17 protein-coding genes (1 of these 17 running past the window's edge) are annotated in these 23,343 nt (G+C 60.9%); 11 read left to right on the top strand and 6 right to left on the bottom strand.

Annotated elements, in window-relative coordinates:
• Positions 1–17 precede the first annotated feature (17 nt).
• Positions 18–899: an aldo/keto reductase gene (locus tag ABR989_RS11690; RefSeq protein WP_428128663.1), complete on the bottom strand. Its 882-nt coding sequence runs from the start codon at positions 897–899 to the stop codon at positions 18–20.
• Between the two features lie 144 nt (positions 900–1,043).
• On the opposite strand from ABR989_RS11690, the gene ABR989_RS11685 reads away from it, so the two are divergent.
• Positions 1,044–1,610 carry a pyruvoyl-dependent arginine decarboxylase gene (locus ABR989_RS11685; protein ID WP_428128660.1) on the top strand — a complete coding sequence of 189 codons (567 nt, stop codon included), beginning with the start codon at positions 1,044–1,046 and terminating at the stop codon, positions 1,608–1,610.
• Between the two features lie 8 nt (positions 1,611–1,618).
• Here ABR989_RS11685 and ABR989_RS11680 read toward each other — a convergent pair whose 3' ends face one another.
• Positions 1,619–2,485: a class II fructose-bisphosphate aldolase gene (locus ABR989_RS11680; protein ID WP_428128658.1), complete on the bottom strand. Its 867-nt coding sequence runs from the start codon at positions 2,483–2,485 to the stop codon at positions 1,619–1,621.
• Between the two features lie 164 nt (positions 2,486–2,649).
• On the opposite strand from ABR989_RS11680, the gene ABR989_RS11675 reads away from it, so the two are divergent.
• The 3 genes from ABR989_RS11675 (at position 2,650) to ABR989_RS11665 (ending at position 7,072) form a co-directional block, all read left to right on the top strand.
• Entirely contained in the window at positions 2,650–4,149 is a 1,500-nt protein-coding gene (locus ABR989_RS11675) for a cobyric acid synthase (RefSeq protein WP_428128703.1), read from the top strand.
• 376 nt (positions 4,150–4,525) lie between these two features.
• Positions 4,526–5,461: an oxidoreductase gene (locus ABR989_RS11670; protein WP_428128655.1), complete on the top strand. Its 936-nt coding sequence runs from the start codon at positions 4,526–4,528 to the stop codon at positions 5,459–5,461.
• Between the two features lie 66 nt (positions 5,462–5,527).
• A complete protein-coding gene (locus ABR989_RS11665; protein ID WP_428128652.1) occupies positions 5,528–7,072 on the top strand; it encodes a carboxylesterase/lipase family protein in 1,545 nt (514 codons plus the stop codon).
• 14 nt (positions 7,073–7,086) lie between these two features.
• On the opposite strand, the gene ABR989_RS11660 is transcribed toward ABR989_RS11665, so the two are convergent.
• On the bottom strand, positions 7,087–10,992 hold the full coding sequence (locus tag ABR989_RS11660; protein WP_428128650.1) for a DUF748 domain-containing protein: 3,906 nt from the start codon (positions 10,990–10,992) through the stop codon (positions 7,087–7,089).
• A 223-nt stretch (positions 10,993–11,215) separates the two neighbouring features.
• On the opposite strand from ABR989_RS11660, the gene ABR989_RS11655 reads away from it, so the two are divergent.
• Entirely contained in the window at positions 11,216–13,222 is a 2,007-nt protein-coding gene (locus ABR989_RS11655) for a cellulase family glycosylhydrolase (protein WP_428128648.1), read from the top strand.
• Here the strand turns inward: ABR989_RS11655 and ABR989_RS11650 are convergent.
• From ABR989_RS11650 to ABR989_RS11640, 3 genes are all read right to left on the bottom strand, one after another.
• The gene (locus ABR989_RS11650; protein ID WP_428128645.1) at positions 13,219–14,112 is read right to left on the bottom strand and encodes a crotonase/enoyl-CoA hydratase family protein; all 894 of its coding nucleotides are present in this window, start codon (positions 14,110–14,112) and stop codon (positions 13,219–13,221) included. The two genes, ABR989_RS11655 and ABR989_RS11650, sit on opposite strands and share 4 nt — an antisense overlap.
• 29 nt (positions 14,113–14,141) lie before the next feature.
• On the bottom strand, positions 14,142–14,609 hold the full coding sequence (locus ABR989_RS11645) for a MaoC family dehydratase (protein ID WP_428128643.1): 468 nt from the start codon (positions 14,607–14,609) through the stop codon (positions 14,142–14,144).
• Between the two features lie 169 nt (positions 14,610–14,778).
• Positions 14,779–16,173 carry an amidase gene (locus tag ABR989_RS11640; RefSeq protein ID WP_428128642.1) on the bottom strand — a complete coding sequence of 465 codons (1,395 nt, stop codon included), beginning with the start codon at positions 16,171–16,173 and terminating at the stop codon, positions 14,779–14,781.
• Positions 16,174–16,330: 157 nt separating this feature from the next.
• On the opposite strand from ABR989_RS11640, the gene ABR989_RS11635 reads away from it, so the two are divergent.
• The 6 genes from ABR989_RS11635 to ABR989_RS11610 form a co-directional block, all read left to right on the top strand.
• Positions 16,331–16,792: a hypothetical protein gene (locus ABR989_RS11635; protein ID WP_428128640.1), complete on the top strand. Its 462-nt coding sequence runs from the start codon at positions 16,331–16,333 to the stop codon at positions 16,790–16,792.
• Between the two features lie 9 nt (positions 16,793–16,801).
• Positions 16,802–17,683, top strand: a complete 882-nt coding sequence (locus tag ABR989_RS11630; RefSeq protein WP_428128639.1) for an MBL fold metallo-hydrolase — start codon at positions 16,802–16,804, stop codon at positions 17,681–17,683.
• A gap of 447 nt (positions 17,684–18,130) precedes the next feature.
• Entirely contained in the window at positions 18,131–20,065 is a 1,935-nt protein-coding gene (locus ABR989_RS11625) for a serine protein kinase (RefSeq protein WP_428128637.1), read from the top strand.
• A gap of 211 nt (positions 20,066–20,276) precedes the next feature.
• A complete protein-coding gene (locus ABR989_RS11620) occupies positions 20,277–21,602 on the top strand; it encodes a YeaH/YhbH family protein (RefSeq protein ID WP_428128636.1) in 1,326 nt (441 codons plus the stop codon).
• Positions 21,599–23,065 (top strand): SpoVR family protein, encoded by a 1,467-nt coding sequence (locus ABR989_RS11615; protein WP_428128634.1) that lies wholly within the window; start codon positions 21,599–21,601, stop codon positions 23,063–23,065. Before ABR989_RS11620 ends, ABR989_RS11615 begins: the two co-directional genes overlap by 4 nt.
• A gap of 159 nt (positions 23,066–23,224) precedes the next feature.
• A protein-coding gene (locus ABR989_RS11610) for a hypothetical protein (RefSeq protein WP_428128632.1) crosses the window boundary here: on the top strand, positions 23,225–23,343 show its 5' portion. The gene runs 64 nt beyond the window's last position; the window shows 119 of its 183 coding nt (coding positions 1–119); the start codon lies at positions 23,225–23,227; the stop codon falls past the right edge of the window.

The raw sequence follows: 23,343 nt of genomic DNA, 5'->3' as shown, positions 1-23,343 counted from the left end.
AAAGAGCTGGTTGATGCCTAGATCGTGTCCGACACCCCGGGAATGAACAGCGGCTCCATGGCGTAGCGCGCCACGTCGGCTTCCATCTCGGCGCGCGCCGGCGCCGTCGCTTTCGCGCTGGCCGCATCCAGAATATCGCGCAGCAGGGTCGCGTCGCTCGACGTATTCAGGAACAACCCCGGCCGGCTCAGCACGAAGTGGACGCTCCTGCGGATCGCGTCGCGATCGCGAAGCGGCTCGTACCAGCTGAATTTCGGGCCGCCGCCATTTTGCCATCGGCGCCGCGCAACTGACTTGATCGTCTGCGTCGCCACGCCGCGCTCACGGCAAACTTTCAGAAGCGCCTCGACGTCGGCGGCATACTGTCCGATTTCCAGCATTGTAAAATTGTATGGGAACAACACCGAGTCGAACGCGAATCGCTCCAGGCTGCGGCGATGCATCGCGGCAACCTGCGAGCCGTGACCGGTAACTCCGATGAACCGCACCAGCCCCTGCGTGCGCGCTTCCACCAGCGCTTCGAGCGCGCCGTGCGCTCCCAGCGCCGTCCCCCATTCATTTTCCGCGACCAGGTTGTGCATCTGGATCAGGTCAACCTGATCGACCCGCAGCCTCTCCAGCGATCGATGGAGGCTCGCCCGCGCGCCTTCATACGTGCGCTCGGCGGTCTTGGTGGCGAGAAAAAACCGCTTGCGATGCTCCCGCATCCACGGACCGATCCGCAATTCCGAATCGCCGTACGACGCCGCCGTATCGATGTGATTGATGCCGTATTCGAGCAGCACCTCGAGCACCTGGTCGGCCTTGTCCTGCTTCATCCCGCCCATAAACGCGGCGGCGCCGAAGATAACCCGCGTGCTCTGATGACCCGTATTTCCAAATGGATTCGTCTCGATCACGATTCACCTCGGCGAAATTTTATGAGCCATCATCTTACTGCTTCACCGAACATTGTTCACGAGTAAATCATCGCCGCGCAACCTCGCAAAATGCTTGCGCTTGCTCTATGTAAATGAAGAAATTGAATTGAGGGACAAAAGTAGATGGGTCCAATAGGCAAAGGTATTTTTCTGACCAAGGGCGTCGGCAGGCACCGCGAGAGACTCACCTCCTTCGAGCTCGCGCTTCGCGACGCGCGGATCGCCGAGTTCAATCTCGTTCGAGTCAGCTCAATTTTCCCTCCCGGCTGCAAAGTCGTCTCCATCCAGGACGGACTGAAGACCCTGACGCCCGGCCAGATCGTTTATACCGTCATGTACGACAACTCCACCGACGAACCGCATCGCTTGATGGCCTCGTCGGTCGGCCTCGCAATTCCCGCCGACAAGGATCAATACGGCTATCTGTCCGAGCACAAGAGTTTCGGGCAGACCGACGAGAAGGCTGGCGACTACGCCGAAGATCTCGCCGCCACGATGCTCGCGACCGCGCTCGGCGTGGACTTCGATCCCAACGTCAGTTACGACGAACGCAAGGACGTATGGAAGCTGTCCGATAAAATCGTTCAGACGCGAAACATCACGCAATCCGCAATCGGCGATCGCGACGGTCTATGGACTACGGTCGTTACGGCCGCGGTATTTGTCAATCTACCGACGGACAAACAGTGATTAGGCCGTTACCTTGAACTGAATAGCTCGAGCCGCGAGCTAACCACTTCTTTCACAGCTTCGACCGCAGCCGCCAGGATCTTGTAGGGCGCCACCTCGTTCGGCTCCGCTGCCAGCCCTGCTTCGACTCCCCTCCGCCATGCCAGCCGCAGTTCGGTGTTGACGTGGACTATAGTCATGCCGGACTTGATCGCCCTCTTGAAATCGCCGTCGTTGGTGCCCGACCCGCCGTGCAATGTCATGAAAATCCGGACCGCGGCTTTGATCTCCGCGATCCTCTCGATATTCAGCCGTTTCTGCACGTCGCCGTGAACCATGCTCGCGAGCATTCCGTGCATGTTGCCGACCGCCGGGGCCAACACGTCAACTAAAGTAGCATCGACGAATTGCTTCGCCTCCTGCGGCGTGGTCAAAACGCCGACACCCTCCGGAATCTTGTCGAGCACGGCCGACGACGCGCCGATCCAACCGATCTCGCCCTCAACAAGAATCGCAGGGTTGATCGATTTGATCGCCTCGATCGCTTTCTTCGTCTGGGCGATGTTTTCCTCGAAGGGGAGCGCCGACCCGTCGAAGCTGATTTCGTCGAATCCCGCTTTCGCCGCCACCTCAGCTTTGGCGATCGAGTGAGTGTGGTCCGCGTTCAGAAAAATCGGATAGTCGTATTCGTCGCGAACCGCCTTCACCAACGCGGCGGCCTGTCGGACGCCGGTGAACTCGCGCTCGCCCTCGGATAGACCCACCATCACGGGTAGTCGCTTGTCGCGCGCGGCGGCAACGATCGCGTTGAATGCGGCCAGGTCCGAAAAATTAAAGTGACCGACGGCAACTTTGTCCGCTTCCGCCCGTTTCAATACTTCATGCAGAGATGTCATATTCTGTCTTCTTCCATTTCCGCCCGTTGCGTTCGATCAGCAGGCCGGCTGCGCCCGGTCGCCACGAACCGGAGCTGTATTGAAACAGTGTATAGCATCGCGGATGCTATGGCTTCCGTGAGCGTCGCTTCAAAAGGAATCGGGTTTTGAGCGCCAGGAGCTTGATGGTAATGGGCACGGCGTCGGACGTCGGCAAGAGCGTGGTTGTCACCGCGCTGTGCCGTGCGTTCGCGCGCGCCGGCGTCCGGGTAGCGCCCTTCAAATCGCAAAACATGTCGAACAACGCGGCGGTTTGCCCCGGTGGCGGCGAGATCGGACGCGCGCAGGCCGTGCAGGCCCAAGCGTGCGGGCTCGAACCGAGCCCCGACATGAATCCCGTGCTGTTGAAAACGGGCCCCGGCATGGTTTGCCAAGTAGTGATTCGGGGCCGGGCGCGGTTTCAGATGGGCGTAAATGACTATGAGCGGTATCGTACTGAGGCATGGCCTGAGATAGTCAGTAGCTATAACAACCTTGCGCGGGATTTTGAGCTGATTGTTATCGAAGGCGCGGGCAGCGCGGCGGAGATCAATCTGCGCCATCGCGACATCGTCAACTGGGAAATCGCCGAACTGGCCGACGCGCCCGTCCTGCTGGTCGCGGATATCGACAAGGGCGGAGTCTTTGCCTCGATCGTCGGCACAGTCGAGCTGCTCGCGCCGGAGCATCGGCGTCGCCTCAAGGGAGTGCTGATCAACAAGTTCCGCGGCGATAAAGAGCTGCTGGAACCCGGCCTTCGCTTTCTCGAGCAACGCACCGGTATCCCGGTAATCGGAGTGATGCCGTGGCAGCACAGGCTGGGATTACCGCAAGAGGATGCCGCCATGCTGGACGGGATCGCGACGCGTCCCGGCGACAAGCCATTGACTATCGGAGTGATACACATCCCGAGCATCTCGAACTATACGGATTTCGAAGCGCTCGAGGATGAACCGGATGTCGCCGTTCACTACTTGAGCGATCCAGGCATGGCGCCACGCCTTGACGTTCTGATCATTCCGGGGAGCAAGAACACCGTCGCCGATCTGAAATGGCTGCGCGCATCCGGCTGGGAGAACTTCCTCGTGCGGCACCGTCGCGCGGGTGGATGGGTGCTTGGAATCTGCGGAGGGTACCAGATGCTTGGACGGCGCGTCATCGACGCCGACCGGGTCGAGAGCGATACGGTTGAAACGATTGGGTTGGGATTGCTCGAAATAGAAACCACCTTTCAGGCCGAAAAAATCACCGATCGAATCCGAGCAATTCATATCCCGACAAAGCTGCCCGTTTCCGGTTACGAGATTCACTCCGGGCGTATCACCGCCGTCGCGGCTTCCCAGGCACTGTTCAGATTGACGCACAGGGACTCCAACGCGGTGAACGAACTTGAGGGTGTCCGCTCAGACGATGGACGAGTGATCGGCACTTCGATTCACGGAATGTTTGATTCCGCCGGCTTTCGACGAAGCTTTCTCGACGAGATACGGACTTCGAAAGGACTCGCCGCGCTTAAATCCGCCGCGCAGGATGACGCGGACGCCAATCGGCGCACGGCCTTCGATCGAATCGCCGACGCGCTGGAAGAGTGCGTGGATATGTCGCAGATCGCGGCGCTCGCAGCGCTTAAAGGCACGTTCACTTAATTGAATGTGAAACCGCAGGGGTGACCCCTGCACCCAGTATTAAGGCCGCGCTCCGTTGTCGCGCGCGGCCCCTGCCAATGGCCTAATACTGCGCTGCCGTCGCCACGGCCAGGGGCCACCCCTGCCCGTTGGGACGGATCTCGCTCTCACGCCATGAACCTGAGAGCTAAGGCGCGGCCTCGCGACTTAGCGATTAACGGTGGGTGCAGGGGTCACCCCTGCCCAAGGAAGTGTGAAACCCACGGTGGGTTTCACATTCAATTAGTGAATGCGCTTTTGCGGCGGGGGCGGGGCGGGGGGGGCGATGTTTCTCCATCGTGACCAAGGACATATCCCGTGATAGCCTTCGTGCAGCCGACTGGGAGGAACGCGCGCTATGCCCGAAAAAAAGAAGTGGACCGCCGATGACATGCCGGATCTTTCCGGGAAGACGATCGTCGTAACCGGCGGCAACAGCGGCATCGGCTATGAAGCCGCGCTGGAGTTCGCGCGCAAGCGGGCGGATGTCATCATTGCCTGTCGCGACCCGGAGAAGGCTCGAACGGCAGCCGCTCAGATCTCCGCATCATCGCCCGGCGCCAGGGTCGAGGCGATGGAACTCGACCTCTCGAACCTGGCGTCGGTGCGCGGCTTCGCCGACGCGTTCCATCGGGGGCATCCCGCGCTGCACGTGCTCTGCAACAACGCCGGCGTCATGGCGATCCCGTACCGCCTCACGGTGGACGGCTTCGAGATGCAATTCGGCACCAATCACCTGGGGCATTTCGCGTTGACCGGCTTGCTGCTCGATCGGTTGCTCGCCACCGAAGGCGCAAGGGTCGTCAACGTCGCCAGTGGCGCGCATCGCATGGGCAAAATTCGATTCGACGATCTGCAATGGCAGAAGGGCTACCGCAAGTGGATGGCTTACGGGCAGAGCAAGCTCGCCAACTTGCTGTTCACCTTCGAGTTGCAGCGGCGAGCCGACGCATCCGGCGCAAAACTGCTCAGCGTCGCGTGCCATCCCGGCTATGCGGCGACCAATCTGCAAGCCGCGGGACCGCGGATGTCGGGATCGTCGATGATGGAATCTCTTTTCTCAGTCGGCAACAGCCTGTTCGCGCAAAGCGCCGCGATGGGCGCGCTGCCTACCGAGTATGCGGCAGTTGCGCCCGAGGTCCACGGCGGCGACTACATCGGCCCTGACGGTATCGGCGAGATGTGGGGACATCCGGTCAAAGTCGGTTGTAGTGCGGCTGCTCGCGACACCGCGGCCGCGGCCCGGCTTTGGGAAGTGTCCGAGCAACTCACCAACGTGCATTACACGCTATGATGGGTTTGTGAGCTGCACACGGATTCTGCGAGAATCCCCGCAATTCTCGTATCGAGGTTCATCCACATGAGCGCGACTGTTTCGATCCATCAAGGCAAGCTCGAAGGTGACGACCAGGGCGGACTATTCGTCTTCAAAGGAGTGCCGTTTGCGGCTCCGCCCGCTGGTGCGCGCCGATGGCTCGCGCCCGAGAAGGCCGAGTCGTGGACAGGGCTGCGCGACGCGCGTCGCTTTGGCGCGGTGGCTCATCAGAACGCAGTGATGCTTAGCGCGCTTTCCGCGATCGTGGTTGATGGCGAACAATCCGAGGATTGCCTTTACCTCAACGTCTGGACTCCCGCGCCCGATGGCAAGCGCCGGCCCGTGATGGTCTGGATTCACGGCGGCGCCTTCAGTATCGGCTCCAGCTCGCAGCCTCTTTACGACGGTTCGGTTCTCGCACGGCGCGGCGACGTGGTCGTCGTCACGGTCAACTATCGCCTCGGCCCGCTGGGCTTCCTCCGCCTGGCCGACGTGACCAACGGCAAGATTCCGGCGACCGGCAACGAAGGAATTCTCGATCAAGTCGCGGCGCTCCAGTGGGTCCGCGACAATATCGCCGAGTTCGGCGGCGACCCCGGCAACGTCACCATCTTCGGTGAATCAGCCGGCGGCATGAGCGTCGGAACTATCCTGGCGATGCCCTCTGCGCGCGGCCTGTTCCACAAAGCGATAGCGCAAAGTGGCGCGAGCCACACCGGCGCTCCCGTCGCGCGCGCGAATCGCACGGCGGAGAGAGTCTTGTCGAAGCTCGGGGTGCATCCCGGCGACGCCGCCGCAATCCGCGCGTTGACGCCTGCGCAATTGCTCACCGGCACTCTCCTCGACGACGGCATAACGCCCGATCCCGAACTCGGGATGGCGTATCAGCCGGTAGCTGACGGTACTCTGGCGCCGCGCGCCGCGATCGAGATGGTGGCAGACGGCTCGGCGTCGGGCGTGGCCGTGATGGTCGGTTCCATGCTCGAAGAGTGGAAATTGTTCTCCTTGATGGATCCTTCATTGCACAAGCTCGACCGCGCCGGCCTGGGCAAGCGTATCAGCAGGCACTTGACGGCTCCGGCAGCCGATGCCCTCATCGATGCTTACGAAAAGGCGCGAGCCGCGCGTGGCGAGCCCGTGACGCCGGCCGAACTGTTCACCGCAATCGAGACTGACCGAGTTTTCCGCATCCCCGGCGTGCGCCTCGCGCAAGTGCAGGGACGCCACGATCCGCGCGTTTTCAGTTATCTCTTCACGTGGCCGTCGCCCGCGATGCACGGCGCGCTGGGATGCTGCCACGCCCTCGAGCTTGGCTTCGTCTTCGGCACCAATCACTTGCCCGGGATGACCGCATTCGCAGGCACCGGCCCGGCCGCGGAAAAGCTGGCAGTCCAGATGCAGGACGCATGGCTGGCATTCGCACGATCAGGCGATCCAGGCTGCGCGAGTGCCGGTACCTGGACGGGTTATACCGAGGCGCGCCGGCCAACGATGGTCTTCGGCGCGAACACCAAACTCGAGGATGCGCCTCGCGACCAGGAGCGCCGCGCCTGGGACGCGATCCCCGATCGCATTTTCGGCTCGCTCTAGCACTGCGGCGCGCATCACTCCAGTGATAGATCGACGCGCGTCGTCTTGCCCTGATCCTTGATTCCGGCGGCGTCCAGCTTCGGCGCGATCACGAACATCCGGGCCGCATCCACTTGTTTCGTACTCAGATACGCGCGCACCGCATTTGCGCGCGCTTGCGCCAGATGCTGAAGATCCTGATCGCTCACGGGAGTGTTGGCGAGGATTAGCTTCTTCATCTCGTCCGGCGGCTCTGTCTTTGCCAACCCGATGAAGTCGCGCGGCTTCTGAAATTTTCCCGCGCTATAAACTCGCGCCAGATACTTGTTGTAGTCCGCCGTCGACAGCGCGGCGGCTTTGGTATTCGCGTCCGCGCTGTCTCCCTGGTCCTTGCGTCTGAGCACCTCGATGCTGTGCTCCAGTGAGGCTTCGCGGCAGCCATCCTTGTCGAATGCCGGATCGACACGCCCCGAAATGTTGAGCTTCAAGGCAGTTCGATCCGCCAACGCCGTCGCGACGGTATCCAGTTTCTTCTGACTATCCGGCGTCAGCGTCGCGTAGCCCGGCGCGAACTCTATATAGCCGAGATCTTGCTGCGCGCCGCTGCCGCCGAACGCCGCCGCTATCAGCGTGAATGGGGAAGTCACGGCCTTGACGATAAGGTTCATGAACGCGCTCAGGATGACGCTGCCGATGCTGAATTGCGGATCGGAGAGCGACCCCGACACGGGCACTCGCAGGTCGATTTGTCCCTTCGAATTCTTGAGCAGTGAGATAGCGAATCGAATCGGCAGATTCGTCGCATCCGGGCTCTCAACGTGATCGCCGAACGTCAGTTGATCGATGAAAATATGGTTGTCGGCCGTCAGCTTTCCCTGGTCCAGCAGATAATGAACATCAACCGTCAGCGTGCCTTTGACGATCGGATAGCCGGTGTATTTGGTCGAGTACGGAGTGAGGCCCGTCAGTTCGATACCGTTTGCCTTCGCCTTGATATCAACAAACGCAGTCGGCGCGAGCGGGCTTATCGACCCATCGATGTTGATCGGCGCGCTCCCGTTGATTTTCCCGTCGAGTGAAACGTCCGCCGGCGATGTGGACTTTGTTCCGAACGCGCCGACCTTGCCCTCCATGTCGGTCAGGTTCGCCGTGTAGTTGGGCTTGATAAAGTTGTCCGTGTAATCGACCTTGCCGCCCTTGAGCGTGATCTTGTTCAACTCGATGTCGGCGTTCATCGGCTGCCCCGCGTAAGGCTCTGCAGGACTCGGCGATGCCGCCGGAGCCGCTCCAGGAGCCGTCGCAGCTGCCGGACTCGGCGCGGCAGCCGGAGTCGGCGTCGATGTCGGCGCAACTGGAACCGCACCCTTCGAGCCCGGTGCTCCGGTGGCTCGCGTCAGCGACGTAGGCGCTTCTTGCGGGCTCGCAGTGATGTCCTTCAGATTCAACTTGCCGGTGCTGTTCAGGATGATGCGCGAATAGAAATTCGACAGCGCCAACTCGCCGACATGCACCTTGGGCGGACCTTTTCCGAGAGCGAAATCAATTTTACTCGCGTTGAGCGCGTTCATTCTGAAAAAGAGAGCGTTGGTCAGCTTGTCGAGCATCCGCACGCTGCCGAGCGATGCGTCGCCGCGATAGCTGACCAGAAAATCGTTGCGCGCCTGCTCCAGGCCAACCGCGCCGTCCATCGTCAGGTTCGCGCTGGTGATCGTCGCGTTCATACTGCTGCTCACGTATGGATCCGCAAATGCCAGGTCCAGGCGCTTTGTTGCGACGCGCAGATCGGCCTTCAGCGGCGCGATCGCGGCGGTGCCGGTGACTTTGAAAGTGCCCTTGCGATTCAGCGTGCCGTCAACATCGACTGCAAAAGGTTTGCTGAAGTCGCTCGACACATTTTTCAGATGCAGATTCAGCGGTGCTACGGCCGCCTTGACCGGTTGCGGCGCATTGTCGTCCTCGAAGGTGACATCGGTCTGTTCCATCGCGACCGACGCGATCTGATATTGCCAACTCTGCGACGGCGGCGCCGCAGCCTGCACCGGCTTGCGGGGCATTCGCCTGGTCTCGCGCGGCATTCGCGTCGTTTCGCGCGCGGTCGCGCGCTTGCTGCGTGGCGGCGGCGCCGGCGCGCCACGCATCAGCGAGGCGAGACTCAATTTCCCGCCGCGCTCGCGGCGAACGAACAGATGCATCCCGTTACTGCGCACCTCGCTGACCGTCGCCTGATGCGCCGCCAGGTCGAACTGTCCAATCGCAACGCTCAGACTTTTCCACAGCACCGGTTTTTCGCGTTCGCGCGGCATATCCATCTCGAAATTTTCGATTGCGACGGTCGCCGGCTCCGCGTGCACGTTGAAATGATCGCTCGCGAAATGCGTCTGTACGTTGGCCTTCGCGCTCAGCTTGCCCGACGCGATCGTGGCCGCAAGAACCGACTGCGCGAACGGCTGCAGCGCCGGCAAGTCGATCTGATCGATCGACACCTCCGTCGTAACCTGCGAATCCGCCAGATCGAGCGCGCCTTTGAGCGCGATCGTGCCGCCGCTGCGAATCTTACCGTTAACAGTGACGGACGCGGGCACTCCGCCTATCGTCCGAAAATTCTTAAGCCCGACTCCGAGCGCATCGACCGCCACCGCCGCCGGCTTTGCGCCGCTGTTATCCTGGACCTCCACCGCGCTGTTCGTGAGATCGAACGAGTCCACCGAAAAATCGGTTGGCGATTTCGCCGTGGATTTTTCCGCAACTGGCGCCGCCGCCTGCGTCACGTTGCCCGCCGGCGCCGCTTGCGCTGGAGGACTCGCCGGCGCCGCATTGCCGCTCGCTATCGACGTGAGATTGTTGGTTCCGTCGGGGTTGAGCCTGACATGCGCGAGCAGTCCATCGATCCAGATAGATCGCAGAGAGAACACCGCGCCCAGCGGCTCGACGTCAGTCAGCTTCACCTCGGCGTGTTTGAGTGCGGCGATCGGCGCATCCGCCGTGTCGCGAACGTCGAGCTGATCCAGCGCTACCGTGCCGTTCAAACGAATCAGCGGCAGCGATTCCGCCTGCACGAAATGCACGTACACATCCGCCGAGAGCTTCCCATCGGGAATTTTCACCGGCAGCTTCATCGGCGCGTAGCTGACGTAAAGCGGCAGGTTGAGCCGATGCAGTTTCAGGTCAATTACCGAATCGCGTGTCGCCCCGAACGGTTTGGCCACGCCGGCAATCCGGATCGGGCTGCCATCGATCACCATCTGCAGCAGCGGTTCGACGGACGCGTCCACGTCGGAGGGGAGGTTCGCGATAAACGGCACGTTGATCTGAATCTTCTCGACCTTGTGTTGCTTGCCGAGCAGCTGATCGTCGAATGTCACTTCGCCATCGCGCAGTTGAATATTCGAAACCGCGAATCGCATCGGCGCGCTCGGCGCAGCGGGTTTCGATTTTTCCGGCGTCGGCGCGCTCTCAAGCAGATCGGAAAAGTTGAAGTGCTGCTGCGACTCCCGAACGATATGTATCGCCGGCCGCTCGACCACGACTTCGCCGACTACCGGCGCAAATCTGAAAATCGACGTCCACGAAACCTTCACTCTCAGATGCCCGATATCGACGAACGGTTGCGGACTGTCGCGCTCGCCAACGTGCAGCTGGTCCACGTCGAGCCTCAGCGCATAAAGGTTGAATCGGATTTTGCCCACGCTCACTTGGCGATGGATGCTGCCCGCGACGGGGCCGGTCAGGACGTGCCGCAACACCGGCGGAACCGCGAAGTAAGTAGTCAGGCCCGCAAACAGCACGACCGCGACAACGATCACCGCGATTTTCCGCGCCCGGCGCGAACGGCCCAACCCCCGGGCGCGCGCAATCCATGGCCTCAAGGGATGAATCGCCGACCTTACATGCCTGAGCGCGGTTTCCAAGTACTCGCGCGCGCTGTTGAGAAAATTGGCCATGAGCCTTAAGTCAACGTTACGCCGCCAGCGTGAGCCGTCGTCGCCAAATAGTCAATTGATCGCAAACACCTAAAGAGCCAGCGGCCGATCATCGAAGACCGCCGGCGCTGGAGACGAACAGGCTCGGAATTATCTCGCTCTCTTGCCAACTCGCGGCCATATGCTTGTGCAGCTTGACGGGCGAGCGGACATTGCGTCACCCTCGCACCACGGAGTGAATCGAATGTCAAAAACTGGCCTGTCGCGGCTGCACATCGAAGGACGATGGTTCCTCGACGAACACGGGCGCCGGGTTATTTTGCGCGGCGTCAATCTGGGCGGTGATTGCAAGGTCCCCTACCCCGACGGCGGCACGAATTTTCCCTCCGACTTTGCCAACCATCGCGAGGCCTCCTTCATCGGCCGTCCGTTTCCGATTGGCGAAGCCGGCGAACATTTCTCGCGCCTGCGCGCGTGGGGTTTCAATTGCCTGCGCTTGTTGACCACCTGGGAAGCCGTCGAGCATCGCGGCCCGCGCGACTACGACGTCGCGTACCTCGACTACTTCGCCGAGTTGTGCCGGCTCGCCGGTGACTACGGCTTCTACGTATTCGTGGATTTTCACCAGGATGTCTGGAGCCGAATGACCGGTGGCGACGGCGCGCCCTGCTGGCTATTCGAGAAAGTTGGAATTGACTATCGCCGGCTCGCCGAGTCGGGATGCGCTCATGTAATGCAACATCTATATGACTATGCGCGCGGCGGCCGCCAGGAGGATCGCTACCCGACCATGAGCTGGGTGCAGAATGAGCGCCGTCCCGCCAACGGCATCATGTGGACCTTGTTTTTCGCCGGCCGCGACTTCGCCCCCGGACTGACTATCGACGGCGTCAACGTGCAGGACTACATGCTCGAGCATTACCTGGGAGCGCAGCGCGAGATCGCGCGGCGCATCCGCGATTTGCCCAACGTGATCGGTTTTGACTCGCTCAACGAACCGGTCCCGGGATGGATCGGACAGTCACTCACCTATCGCCATCTCGGGCCAAGCGATACCAACCCCGACCGTGCGATGCCGGGCCTAGCGTGGTCGCCGCTCGACGGCTTGCTGGTGTCGCATGGAGTTACGCGCTCGATACCGGTGCTCGAGTTCGACCCGACAGCGAAACCGAACCCGGTGGTCCACAAACAAGATCGGACAATCAATCCCGAGCGCATCTCGATCTGGACCAGCGGCCAAAGCGATCCGTTCCAGGATGCAGGCGCATGGCGGCTCAATGACGACGGCAGTTTCGACGTTTTGCGCGACGACTTTTTCCAACGCGTCGGCGATCGCAAGGTCAACTTCATCGAAGACTACATGGGACCATTTTTCGCGCGCGTCGCCGAAAATATTCGCCAAATTAATCCCGATTGGATCCTGTTCGCCGAGCTCGATCCGCTCTCGGGTTTTCTCGGACCGGGATTCCCCGCCGAGACTCCCCCAAACAGCGTCAACGCCGGTCACTGGTACGACGTGGTCCTGGCCGTCACCAAGATGTTTAGCCCGAATTTCAGCCTCGACGTGCTGACCGGCGAAATTGCGACCGCCAGCGAACAGATCCAGGCGCGCTACGAACGCGAGCTCGGCAAGATGGCCGGGATGTCGGAAACGGTGAATGGCGGCGCGCCCACCCTCATCGGCGAATTTGGAATTCACTTCGATTTGAACGGCGCCGGCGCGTACCGTGCCTTTCACGCCGGCGATCGCAGCGATGCGCCATGGACTGCCCACATCATCGCGCTCGATCTAATGTATAATGCACTCGATACTCTGCTCATCAATAGTACGCAATGGAACTATACGGCATCCAATAGCAACGATCTGGCTATTGGCGACGGGTGGAATCAGGAGGATCTGAGTATCTTCTCGCGCGACCAGCAGACCGATCCGGCGGACATCAATAGCGGCGGCCGCGCGCTCGCCGGCTTCGTTAGGCCTTACGCGCGGGCCACACAGGGTATTGCGCGCACGATGAAATTCGATCGTATCAGCGGCACTTTCGAGTTCATGTTCGAATGCGATCCTTCCGCTGCCCGCTCGACCGAGATCTTCGTGCCGCGCATTCAATACCCGCGCGGATGCGTGATCGAGGTGTCCGGCGGCAACGGCACCGCCGAGCTGGACCTCGACGACCAGCGCGCCATCGTCAAGGTCGAGCACCCCGGCGAAGTCCGCGTCGTCATCCGCCGCAAACCTTGGACGCCTTAGCTGTACTTGCGCTCCCGCCACCACGGAAAGTACGCGGGCATGTCCTTGGAAATCTTGTCCGGGAATTTTGCCGGACGTTTCTCCAGAAATGACGCGACGCCCTCCTTCGCATCCGCCGAAGGGCCACGCGCAAAGATTCCGCGGCTGTCCACCTTGTGCGCTTCCATCGGATGGTCCGCGCCGGCCATCCGCCACAACATCTGCCGAATCAATGCGACCGCCACTTGCGACGTGTTGTCCGCTATCTCGCGAGCGAGCGCGCGCGCCGCTGGAATAAGTTGATCGGGTTTGTAGATCCTTTTGACCAGCCCGCCTTCGAGCGCCTCCTGGGCCGCGAAAACTCGCCCCGTAAATGTCCATTCCAGCGCCTGCGAGATGCCGACAATCTTCGGCAGGAACCAGCTCGAGCACGCCTCCGGCACGATCCCGCGCCGCGCGAATACGAACCCGAAACGCGCGTTCTCCGACGCCAGCCGCACATCCATCGCTAGTTGCATCGTCACGCCGACGCCCACCGCCGCTCCGTTCACCGCCGCGATCACGGGTTTCAGACACTCGAAGATGCGCAGCGTCAGCCGTCCGCCGCCGTCGCGAATCGCCTCGTTGGTCCAATCCACAGTGCCGTCAGCTCCGATCGCCGAGCGGCGTTGCGGACGATCCGCGCGCCTCGAGCCAAACGTCCCACCCGACAGGTCGGCGCCCGCACAGAACGCGCGCCCCGCGCCGGTGACGATGATAGCGCGCACGTTGTCGTCCACGTCGGCCTTGTCGAACGCGTCGATCATCTCGTCCATCATGATCTCGGTGAATGCGTTGAGCTTCTCGGGCCGGTTGAGCGTGATCGTCGCGATATTGTCCGCGACCTCGTAAAGGATCTGTTCATAGGCCATGCGCTGATCTCCGTCGCCGCCCGCAACTTCTACTTCACGAACAGCATCAGTGCTTCGTAAACCAGCGCCGGCTTCTGCCCACCTACGACCTGGATTTCCGTCTCCCGGGTGAGCATCGTGCCCAGCGGCCGGGGCTCGACCGCGATCAGGCGCGAGCGCGCGTGGACGCTGGCGCCCGCCGGCACCGGCGCGACGAAGCGCAGCTTGTTCGCGCCGTAATTTACCACGTTGCGAAATCCCGTGATCGTGTAATCGTCTTTGCTCTTGAACGCCGGCAGCAGGCTCAGCGTCAGAAAACCGTGCGCCACCGGTCCGCCGAACGGACTCTCTTTCTTGCACCGCTCGATGTCGATATGAATCCACTGACGGTCGCCGGTCACGTCGGCAAATTGATTGATTTTTTCCTGCGTCACTTGAATCGGCTCGCTCCACGGACCGAATTCCTTGCCGATCTTCGCCGTGAGCGCCGCAATATCGTCAAACTTGATCGTCTCCATATTTTTTCTCCGTTTTTCGATTGGCTCCCGTCTGTAAATCCCAACTCATGATTCGTCCTGCTTGTAAGGTGTTTTCCCGCCGACGCGCTCGGAGGCAGCGCCAGGCTGGGAATCACACGCGGATTCTCGCCCTTACGCCCCGCTTTTACCAGAGCGCGATCGGAAAAAACTAGATTGGAGGATGCTTGTCCTTCCAGGGGCGGGCGCGTTCGAACTCTGCCGCCAGCGCGATTATGCCCGCTTCATCGCCGGGACGGCCGACAAGTTGAATCGCCAGCGGTAATCCCGCCTTGTTGAATCCGTTGGGGAGCGAGATGGCCGGCTGACCGGTCGAGTTGAACGGGAAGGTGAACGCGATCCACCCGTAGATTTCATCCCCGGCGATGGCGGGATTCGACGGCAAGGTGCCGAGCCGCACTGCGGGCCGGGTGAGCGTCGGGGCGAGCAGCGTGTCGTAGGGCATGAGCGCGTGCACGATTTCGCGCGACGCATTGTGCATCCCGGTTACCGCGCGGATGTAGTCGGCGGCGGAAATTTTGGCGCCCCATTCGTAGCTCTCGCGCACCAGCGGATCGAGCAGCTCCGGGTTGGGGATGTTCAGCGCCGAGACCGACGCGCCCACGATCACGCGGACGTACTTGCCGAGCTGCGCGCCGGGATCGAGCGTCAGCGGCTCGACACGATGCCCCATCTCGCGGAACACGCCGCATGCGGACTCGAGCGCGGCGAGAGTTTCAGCGTCCACCGGGCCGAGCGCGCTATGGTTGATAAATGCAAGCCGAAGTTTTTTCGGATGCGCCGAAACTTCCTCGACGAATGGACGCGCCGGCGGCCGTGCCGCGTACGGATCGCCCGGCATCATCCCCGCCATCGCATCGAGCATCAACGCCGCGTCGCGGACGGTGCGCGCGATCGGGCCGGTAGTGGAAAGTCCACTCCATGCTTCACCTTCCTGCGGCGCACGCGTGATTCGCCCACGCGACGGTTTGATTCCGACCACGCCGCAGCATGCCGACGGTATGCGAATCGATCCACCGCCGTCACTGCCCTGCGCCACGGGATGCAGTCCGGAGGCGACCGCGCAGGCGGAACCGCCGCTGGAGCCGCCGGCGGTGTGTTCGAGGTTCCAGGGATTTCGCGCGGGCGGACAGAGACCGCCCTCGGTGGTCGGACGCAGGCCGAATTCGGGGGTGGTGGTTTTGCCGAGCAGAATTCCACCGGAGTTGGCGAGCCGGACGGCGAGTTCCGCGTCGGCGGGCGCGTGCCAATTCTCGTAGTTCTTCGAGCCGAAGGTGGTGCGAATGTCCCTGGTCCAGACCAGGTCCTTGAGCGAATAGGCGACGCCGAACAGCGGCAGCATGGCCGCATCCGAAGCGTTCATCTTTTCGAGCCGCGATGCGTCCGCGAGCGCGCGATCGGCGGTGACGGTCATGAATGCGCCGAGCCTGGGATTCAGTTTCTCGACGCGCGCGAGAAAAAATTCCGCGACCTCGCGCGGGCGGACTTCCTTTTTGAGGACAAGCTCGCGCAGTTCGTGTGCCTCGATGTATGGATTGAGCGTCACGGTCACCTCCGCGGATGGCGCGCCGATTGAACGGCAATCGATCCAAAAATTCTAGTTAGCCCAAAACGATGCCGCCCGCCAACGCGCGGCGGGGTGTAATCGCGCGAGGGACAGGGTTAGTCTTTTTGCGATTCGACGGGGAAAGAGGTTCAAATTGTTGGGAACGGTGATTCTGTGGACCCACGCGGCGGCCGGCGCGATTTGGATCGGCGCGTGCGCATGCTTCATGATCGCGGGTCTCGCGCTCGCGACGGGAAGCGCCGAGCAGCGCAATTTTGCGGTGAACGCGGCGCCCAAGATCGATCTGCTCGGCTTCGTCGCCGCGGCGGTGCTACTCGCGACGGGACTGATCAGCCTGATAGCGGCGGGAGTTTTGCGGGGCTTCGCGTTCTCAACCACATTCATGACGGTGCTTGCCATCAAGATTGCGCTGTTTATCGTTATGATTGCCGTGATGACGTGGTCGATGAGAGTCGGTGCGGCGGTCAGAGCGGCAGTCGCGCGCGAGCGTATCGACGCGGTGGCGGGCGCGATGACTCGAATGGTGAAGGCACACGCCGCAATCGTCGCGATGGGCGGTATCGCGCTGATACTGGGAACGTGGTTGATGGGAAGCTGAGGAGGCGAGATGGCTGAGACACCACCGAAGATCAAGGTCGGCGCGTTCGAGGTGGCGTTCCTTGCCGATGGTTTCTGGCGCAACGACGGCGGATGCATGTTCGGGGTGGTCCCGCGCGAACTCTGGAAACACAACCATCCTCCCGACGAGCACAACCGTATCCGCCTGAACCTGACGTGCCCGCTGATCGTGAAGGGGGCCGACGCGATTCTGGTCGATACGGGAATCGGCAACCGGCTAAGCACCGTCGAGCGCCAGATCTTCGATCATGGCGACGGATGGATCCCCGCGCATCTGCGCGCGCTCGGGATGGAGGCGGGCGACGTCACGCATCTGATCGTGTCGCATCTGCATTTCGATCATTGCGGAGGAATCGTGCGCCGGCGGGATTCCGGCGCGCTGGAAGCTGCGTTTCCGCGCGCGCGAATCTTCGTGCAGAAAGGCGAACTCGAAATCGCCGGTAATCCGCGCAACGAACGGCTTCACGCCGCGTATCGCCACGCCGCGGAGGTTCTCGCGCCGGTGCGATCGATGCTCGAAGCAATCGATGGCGATACCGACATCGTCGCGGGCGTGCGCGCCGTCGTCACCGGCGGCCATACGCGGGACCATCAGGCGGCGCTGGTCAGCGACGGAGGCGAATGCTTCATGCACCTGGCAGATATAGTACCGACGCGCTCGCACATCCGCGGTCCGTGGAACCAGGCGTACGATCTCGACGCGCTCCGCACGATGGAACAAAAAGGGCGCTACCTCGGGCTCGCCGCGGAGAAGCGGTGGTGGCTGTCGTTCGCGCACGACGACACTGTGTTCGCAGCAATGGTGAGAAACGACCGCGGGCGCATCGTGCTGGGCGACACGGTGCCGGTCTCCGAGCGGTTATTTCAGTAAAGCGCAAATCAACATCGTGCACACCTGTTGACGCCCAACGCGGCTTAATGTGTTGCGTGCTCCGGCACCAATTTGGGCGAGTATCTATCCGGGGGCTTATATGTTAGACGACAAGGAGGAAGCAGGCTGCGTCGAACAAGCGAGGCATATTAGGCTCTGTAAAAAGAGAGCCGGGAACCTCGAGCGCGCAACCTGCTTTTTCATATTCGGATTCCAGCCCACAAGCGGATAGCGTCCTAATTTCAGAAAAGACCGTACTTCTTCGCGAGTTGCTGAAGAATCGATCCGTCACGCCAGCGGCCATTGCGGGCGTGTTGCTTGTTGCAGATCAATGGCTCCGTTATACTCGAAATCAGGATGGGCTCCAGAAATAGTACGGCCCGACCATATCCCGCTTTCCCAGGCAGTATTCCTGCACAACATTCCATAACCCGAAGGAGATAGCCGATGGCGGATCTCAATAACTTCGAGCGAGTGATCAAAGAAGACCGCGCCGCACGCGAGTCGAAGCAATGGCGCGGCACGCTGCTCGCATATTTCGAGGTCGTGAAGGCCGACCCGACCATAACCAAGCTCGCGCACGCGCGAATCTACGACTTGATCATTTCGTCGGGCCTTCATTCGTTGCACGACACCGACGATCCGCGCACCAAGCGGCTGTACAAGGATGAGCCGCTGAAGGTGTTCAATTTCTTCGCGGAGGAATTTTTCGGGATCGAGCGCACGATCGCGCAGATCGTCCGCTACTTCCATTCCGCGTCGCTGAAGGGCGAAGAGAGCCGGCAGGTTCTGTACCTGATGGGACCGGTAGGTTCGGGCAAGAGTTCGCTGGTCGAAAGGATCCAGCGCGGGCTCGAGCAGATCGGATTCATCTTCGCGATCGAAGGATGCCCGATGAACGAGGAGCCGCTGCATCTGGTCCCGCGCCATCTGCGGCGCGAGTTCGAGAAGATGCTCGGCGCGCACATCGAGGGCGACCTGTGCCCGGTATGCCGCTATCGGCTCAAGTCCGAGTTCAACAATCGCTACGAGGAATTTCCGGTCATCGCGCGCAACTTCTCCAAGCGCAACCGCGTGGGAGTCGGCGTGGTGCCGCCGGTCGATCCGAATAACCAGGACACTTCGGTGCTGATCGGATCGGAAGACATCTCGAAGCTCGACCAATACTCCGAGGGCGACCCGCGCGTGCTCGAACTGAACGGCGCGCTGAACGTCGGCAACCGCGGAATCGTCGAGTTCATCGAAGTTTTCAAGAACGAGACCGAGTACCTGCACGCGATGATCACGGCGACCCAGGAGAAAGTGATTCCGGCGCCCGGGCGCCACGGAATGGTGTACGTCGATACCTGCATCGTCGCGCATTCGAACGAAGCCGAGTGGCAGAAGTTCAAGGCCGATCACACCAACGAGGCGATCCTCGATCGTATCGTCGTCGTGAAAGTGCCGTACAACCTGCGCCTGTCCGAAGAGGTGAAGATCTATCAAAAGATCATCAGGAACTCCGATTTCCGCGCGCACGTGGCGCCGCACACACTCGAGCTCGCCTCGATGTACGCGATTTTGTCGCGCCTGGAGCCGACCGCGAAGTGCGACCTGATGACCAAGCTGCGGCTCTACAACGGCGAGGAAGTCGTCGAGAAAGGACGCACCAAGAAGATCGACGTGCAGGAGCTGAAAGAAGACACCAAGCGCGAGGGGATGTCGGGGATCTCGACGCGCTTCATCATGAAGGCGCTCGACAACGCGCTATCGGACAACGTCACGGGCAACTGCATCAATCCGATCAACGTGCGCGAGGCGCTGATCTCGATGACCAAGGAGGGCGACCTGCCCGACGACACGCGCAAGCAGTATCTGGAGTTCCTGCAGGACACGCTGCATAAGGAATATCTCGACCTGCTCGAAAAGGAGATCACACGCGCGTTCGTCTATTCGTATCAGGAGCAGGCGGAGTCGCTGTTCCAGAACTACCTCGATCACGCCGAGGCGTACGTCAACAAGACCCGCGTGCGCGATCGCAACACCAACGAAGAACTGGCGCCCGACGAGGGCTTCCTGAAGTCGATCGAAGAGCAAATAGCGATCATCGGATCGGCGGCCGACGGATTTCGCCAGGAAGTGATCGCGTACCTGTGGGCAACGTCGCGGCGCGGCGAAAAGATCAGCTACAAGAGCTACGAGCCGCTCAAGGAGGCGATCGAGAAAAAGCTGATGACCTCGGTGCGCGACATTTCACGCATCATCACCAAGGCGCGCACCCGCGACGAGGAACAGGGCGAGAAGTACGGCTCGATGGTGAAGAACCTGCTCGAGAACGGGTACTGCGAATCGTGCGTGGACGTCGTGCTCAAGTACGCCGCGAATAATCTGTGGAAGGACTGATATTTTGCGTGGCTCTGGGCGAAATCCAATTTCTGACGGAACGAAACTATCGATGGTGGTGAGAGCATCTCAAAACCACTACTTATGGTATGAAACTGAGAAACTGAGCCAATAAAGCAAGACGAAGATAGCCGAACTGATGATAGGATTTTCTCAAAATTTCGCAGCGAACAATCTGTGGAAGGATTGAGAGAGCCCGGATGAGCAGACGATGAGCGGCGGCGATACAATCTTCCGCGAATACCGGATCTCCGACGCTGAACGCTCCGACCGCTCGGCCGGCGACCGGCTGCGCCACCGCCAGAAAGTTCGCGAATCGATCCGCGAAAATATCGCCGACATCATCGCCGAAGAATCGATCATCGGCAAAGACAAAGATCGCGTGATCAAGGTTCCGCTGCGCGGAATCAAGGAATACCGCTTCGTTTTCGGCGACAACGCTCCCGGTGCGTCGCAGGGCGACGGCGACTCGCGGCCCGGGCAAGTCGTCGGCAAAACCGGCAAGGACCGACCCGGCAAAGGCGACGAGCAGGCCGGCGACCGGCCCGGCGTCGATTATTACGAGACCGACGTCACGCTCGAGGAATTGATCGAGATCATGTTCGAGGATCTCGAACTACCCAACCTCGAGCGGCGCGCGCTGCGCGAAATCCAGTCCGATTACTCGTCCCGGCGCAAAGGCTACCGCAAGGTCGGCATCCGCATCAGGCTGGACAAGCGGCGCACCGCCAAGCAGCGCGTGATGCGGATGCTCGCGTCCGACAAGCGCAACGACGCGGTGGCGCGCGCGCTGGAAGAATCCAAGGCCGACCGCGAACTCGATACCGGCGTCGAAGGTGCGCTCGATGAAATCGCGCTCGAAGAAGGCGCACTGGACGAGGAAGCGCTCGCGGCTTCGCCCGGCGCCGCATTCCAGCGCGTGCATCGCCGCTTCCCGTTCCATCAGGACGACTTGCGCTACAAGCACGTCGAGATCGACACCAAGGAGGAATCGAACGCCGCGGTAATCTGCATCATGGACACGTCGGGCTCGATGGACACGATGAAGAAGTACCTGGCGCGCAGCTTCTTCTTTCTGCTCTATCAGTTCATCTCGACGCGCTACCGCAACGTCGAAATCGTTTTCATCGCGCATCACACGGAGGCCAGCGAGGTCACCGAGGAGGAGTTCTTCCACAAGGGCGAATCGGGCGGCACCTTTATCTCATCCGGCTACGCCAAGGCGCTGGAAATAATTGCCGCACGATATCATCCGTCGCTGTGGAACCTGTACGCGTTCCATTGCTCGGACGGCGACAATTTCGACTCCGACAATCCCGCCGCGCTCAAGGACGCGGAGGAACTCGCCGGGATTTGCAACTTGCTCGGCTACGGCGAAATCAAGCCGCTGGGGTCGCGGTACTACGAATCTTCGATGCTCAACGTGTTCCGCCAAATCCAGGCGCCGAACTTTCACACCGTGCTAATCGAGCGCAAAGAAGACATCTGGCCGTCGTTCAAAGCCTTCCTGGCCAAAGACAGGGTGAAGGAAGCATGAGCGCCGCTCAGAACGCGGGCGGATCGCCGCGCATCGCGGCGTGGAACTTGAACGACCTCGTCGAGTGGGACCGGCGGATTCGCGACAAGGCGGCAGAGTTCGGGCTCGACTGCTATCCGCAGGAGTTCGAGCTTTGCGATCACACCGGGATGCTCGGGTACATGGCGTACTCGGGGATGCCGTCGCATTACCCGCATTGGTCGTACGGCAAGGCGTACGAGAAGCTCAAAACGCTTTACGATCACGGCGTCAGCGGTCTGCCGTACGAGATGGTTATCAACTCCAATCCGGCGATTGCATACCTGATGCGCGACAACTCGATCCTGCTGCAGGTACTCACGATCGCACACGTGTACGGGCACAACGATTTCTTCAAGAACAATTTCACGTTCAAATCGACGCGCGCCGAACTGACTATCGAGGCTTTCAAAGCGGCTGCGATACGCGTGCGGCGCTACGTCGAGGACCCGTCGATCGGGGTGGAGCAGGTAGAGCGGATTCTGGACGCGGCGCATGCGCTGTCGTGGCAATGCCGGCGCAATCTTGCGATCAAGAAGCTCACGCCACTGGAACAGATGGCTCGCGCCGAAGACAGCGCGCAAGGACAGCCCGATCCGTTTCAGAAAATCCACGCGCGCAAGCAAATCGAGGCGCCCGATTTCCACAAGGTCCCGCTCGAACCGGACGAAGACCTGCTGCTCTTCATTCGCGATCACAACCCGTTTCTCGCCGACTGGGAAAAGGATTTGCTCACCATCGTGGATGAAGAAGCCAAGTACTTCATCTCCATGATGGAGACGAAGATCATGAACGAGGGATGGGCGAGCTACTGGCACAAGAAGATTTTGGAATCGCTCGAGCTGGAGCAGGGGCTCCATCTCGAATTCATCGTGAACCACAACCAGGTCGTCCGCCCGATTCCCGGCCAGATCAATCCGTATCATCTCGGCCTCAAGATTTGGGAAGACATCTACCGGCGCTTTACAAATCCGACCGCGGAGGAAATCAAGCGCGACGGCCCGCCGGTGAAGTCCGGCACGGAAAAGATCTTCGAGGTCCGCGAGGTGGAGCGTGATGCGTCGTTCATCCGCCGCTATCTGACCGAAGATCTCATGCGCGAGATGGATATTTTCGAATACGAGGCGCGCGGCGAGGAGCTGGTGGTCAGTAAGGTGGCCGACGAGGAGGGTTGGCGGGAAGTCAAGGCAACGTTGATCAAGAACGTCGGCACCAACTCGATACCGGTGCTGAAGGTCGAGGACGCCGACTTCGGCCAGAACCGCACACTCTACGTCAAGCACTATCACGACGGCCGCGATCTGCATATTGAATACGCCGAGAAAAGTCTCACCTACCTGCAGCGGCTATGGGGCCGGGAAGTTGTGCTCGAGACCGTGCTGGACGGCAAGCGCTCGCTGTTATGCAGCAACGATCGCGGCTTTTCCGTGCGCGCGCTCAAGTAGAAACCATCTGCTCGCCGTATCACGTTCGTCGAGTACGCGTTCCGGGGCGCTCTTGGACGGCTCCATCGGCGCATCGCGGCACGTTGCTTTAGATTTGTTGGTCGGATAATTTCAAGAACGGACGATGCGGTTCGGGTCGGCTGCAAGGAGGCGCGGATGATGGAGTGGCCGAAGTGCCAAAAATGTAACAATGGAGTACTGATTCCACTGTCCGACTATGGGCAGGAGGGCGCTTCGGTTCTCTTCAAGGCGTGGGTTTGCACGAATCCCGATTGCGG

It is taken from the genome of Binatus soli (SeqCode) (assembly GCF_050015535.1).
In the GTDB taxonomy this organism is placed as follows: domain Bacteria; phylum Desulfobacterota; class Binatia; order Binatales; family Binataceae; genus Binatus; species Binatus soli.
Note: the sequence above shows the minus strand (reverse complement) of the source record. Positions and strands in the feature narration are given on the sequence as shown.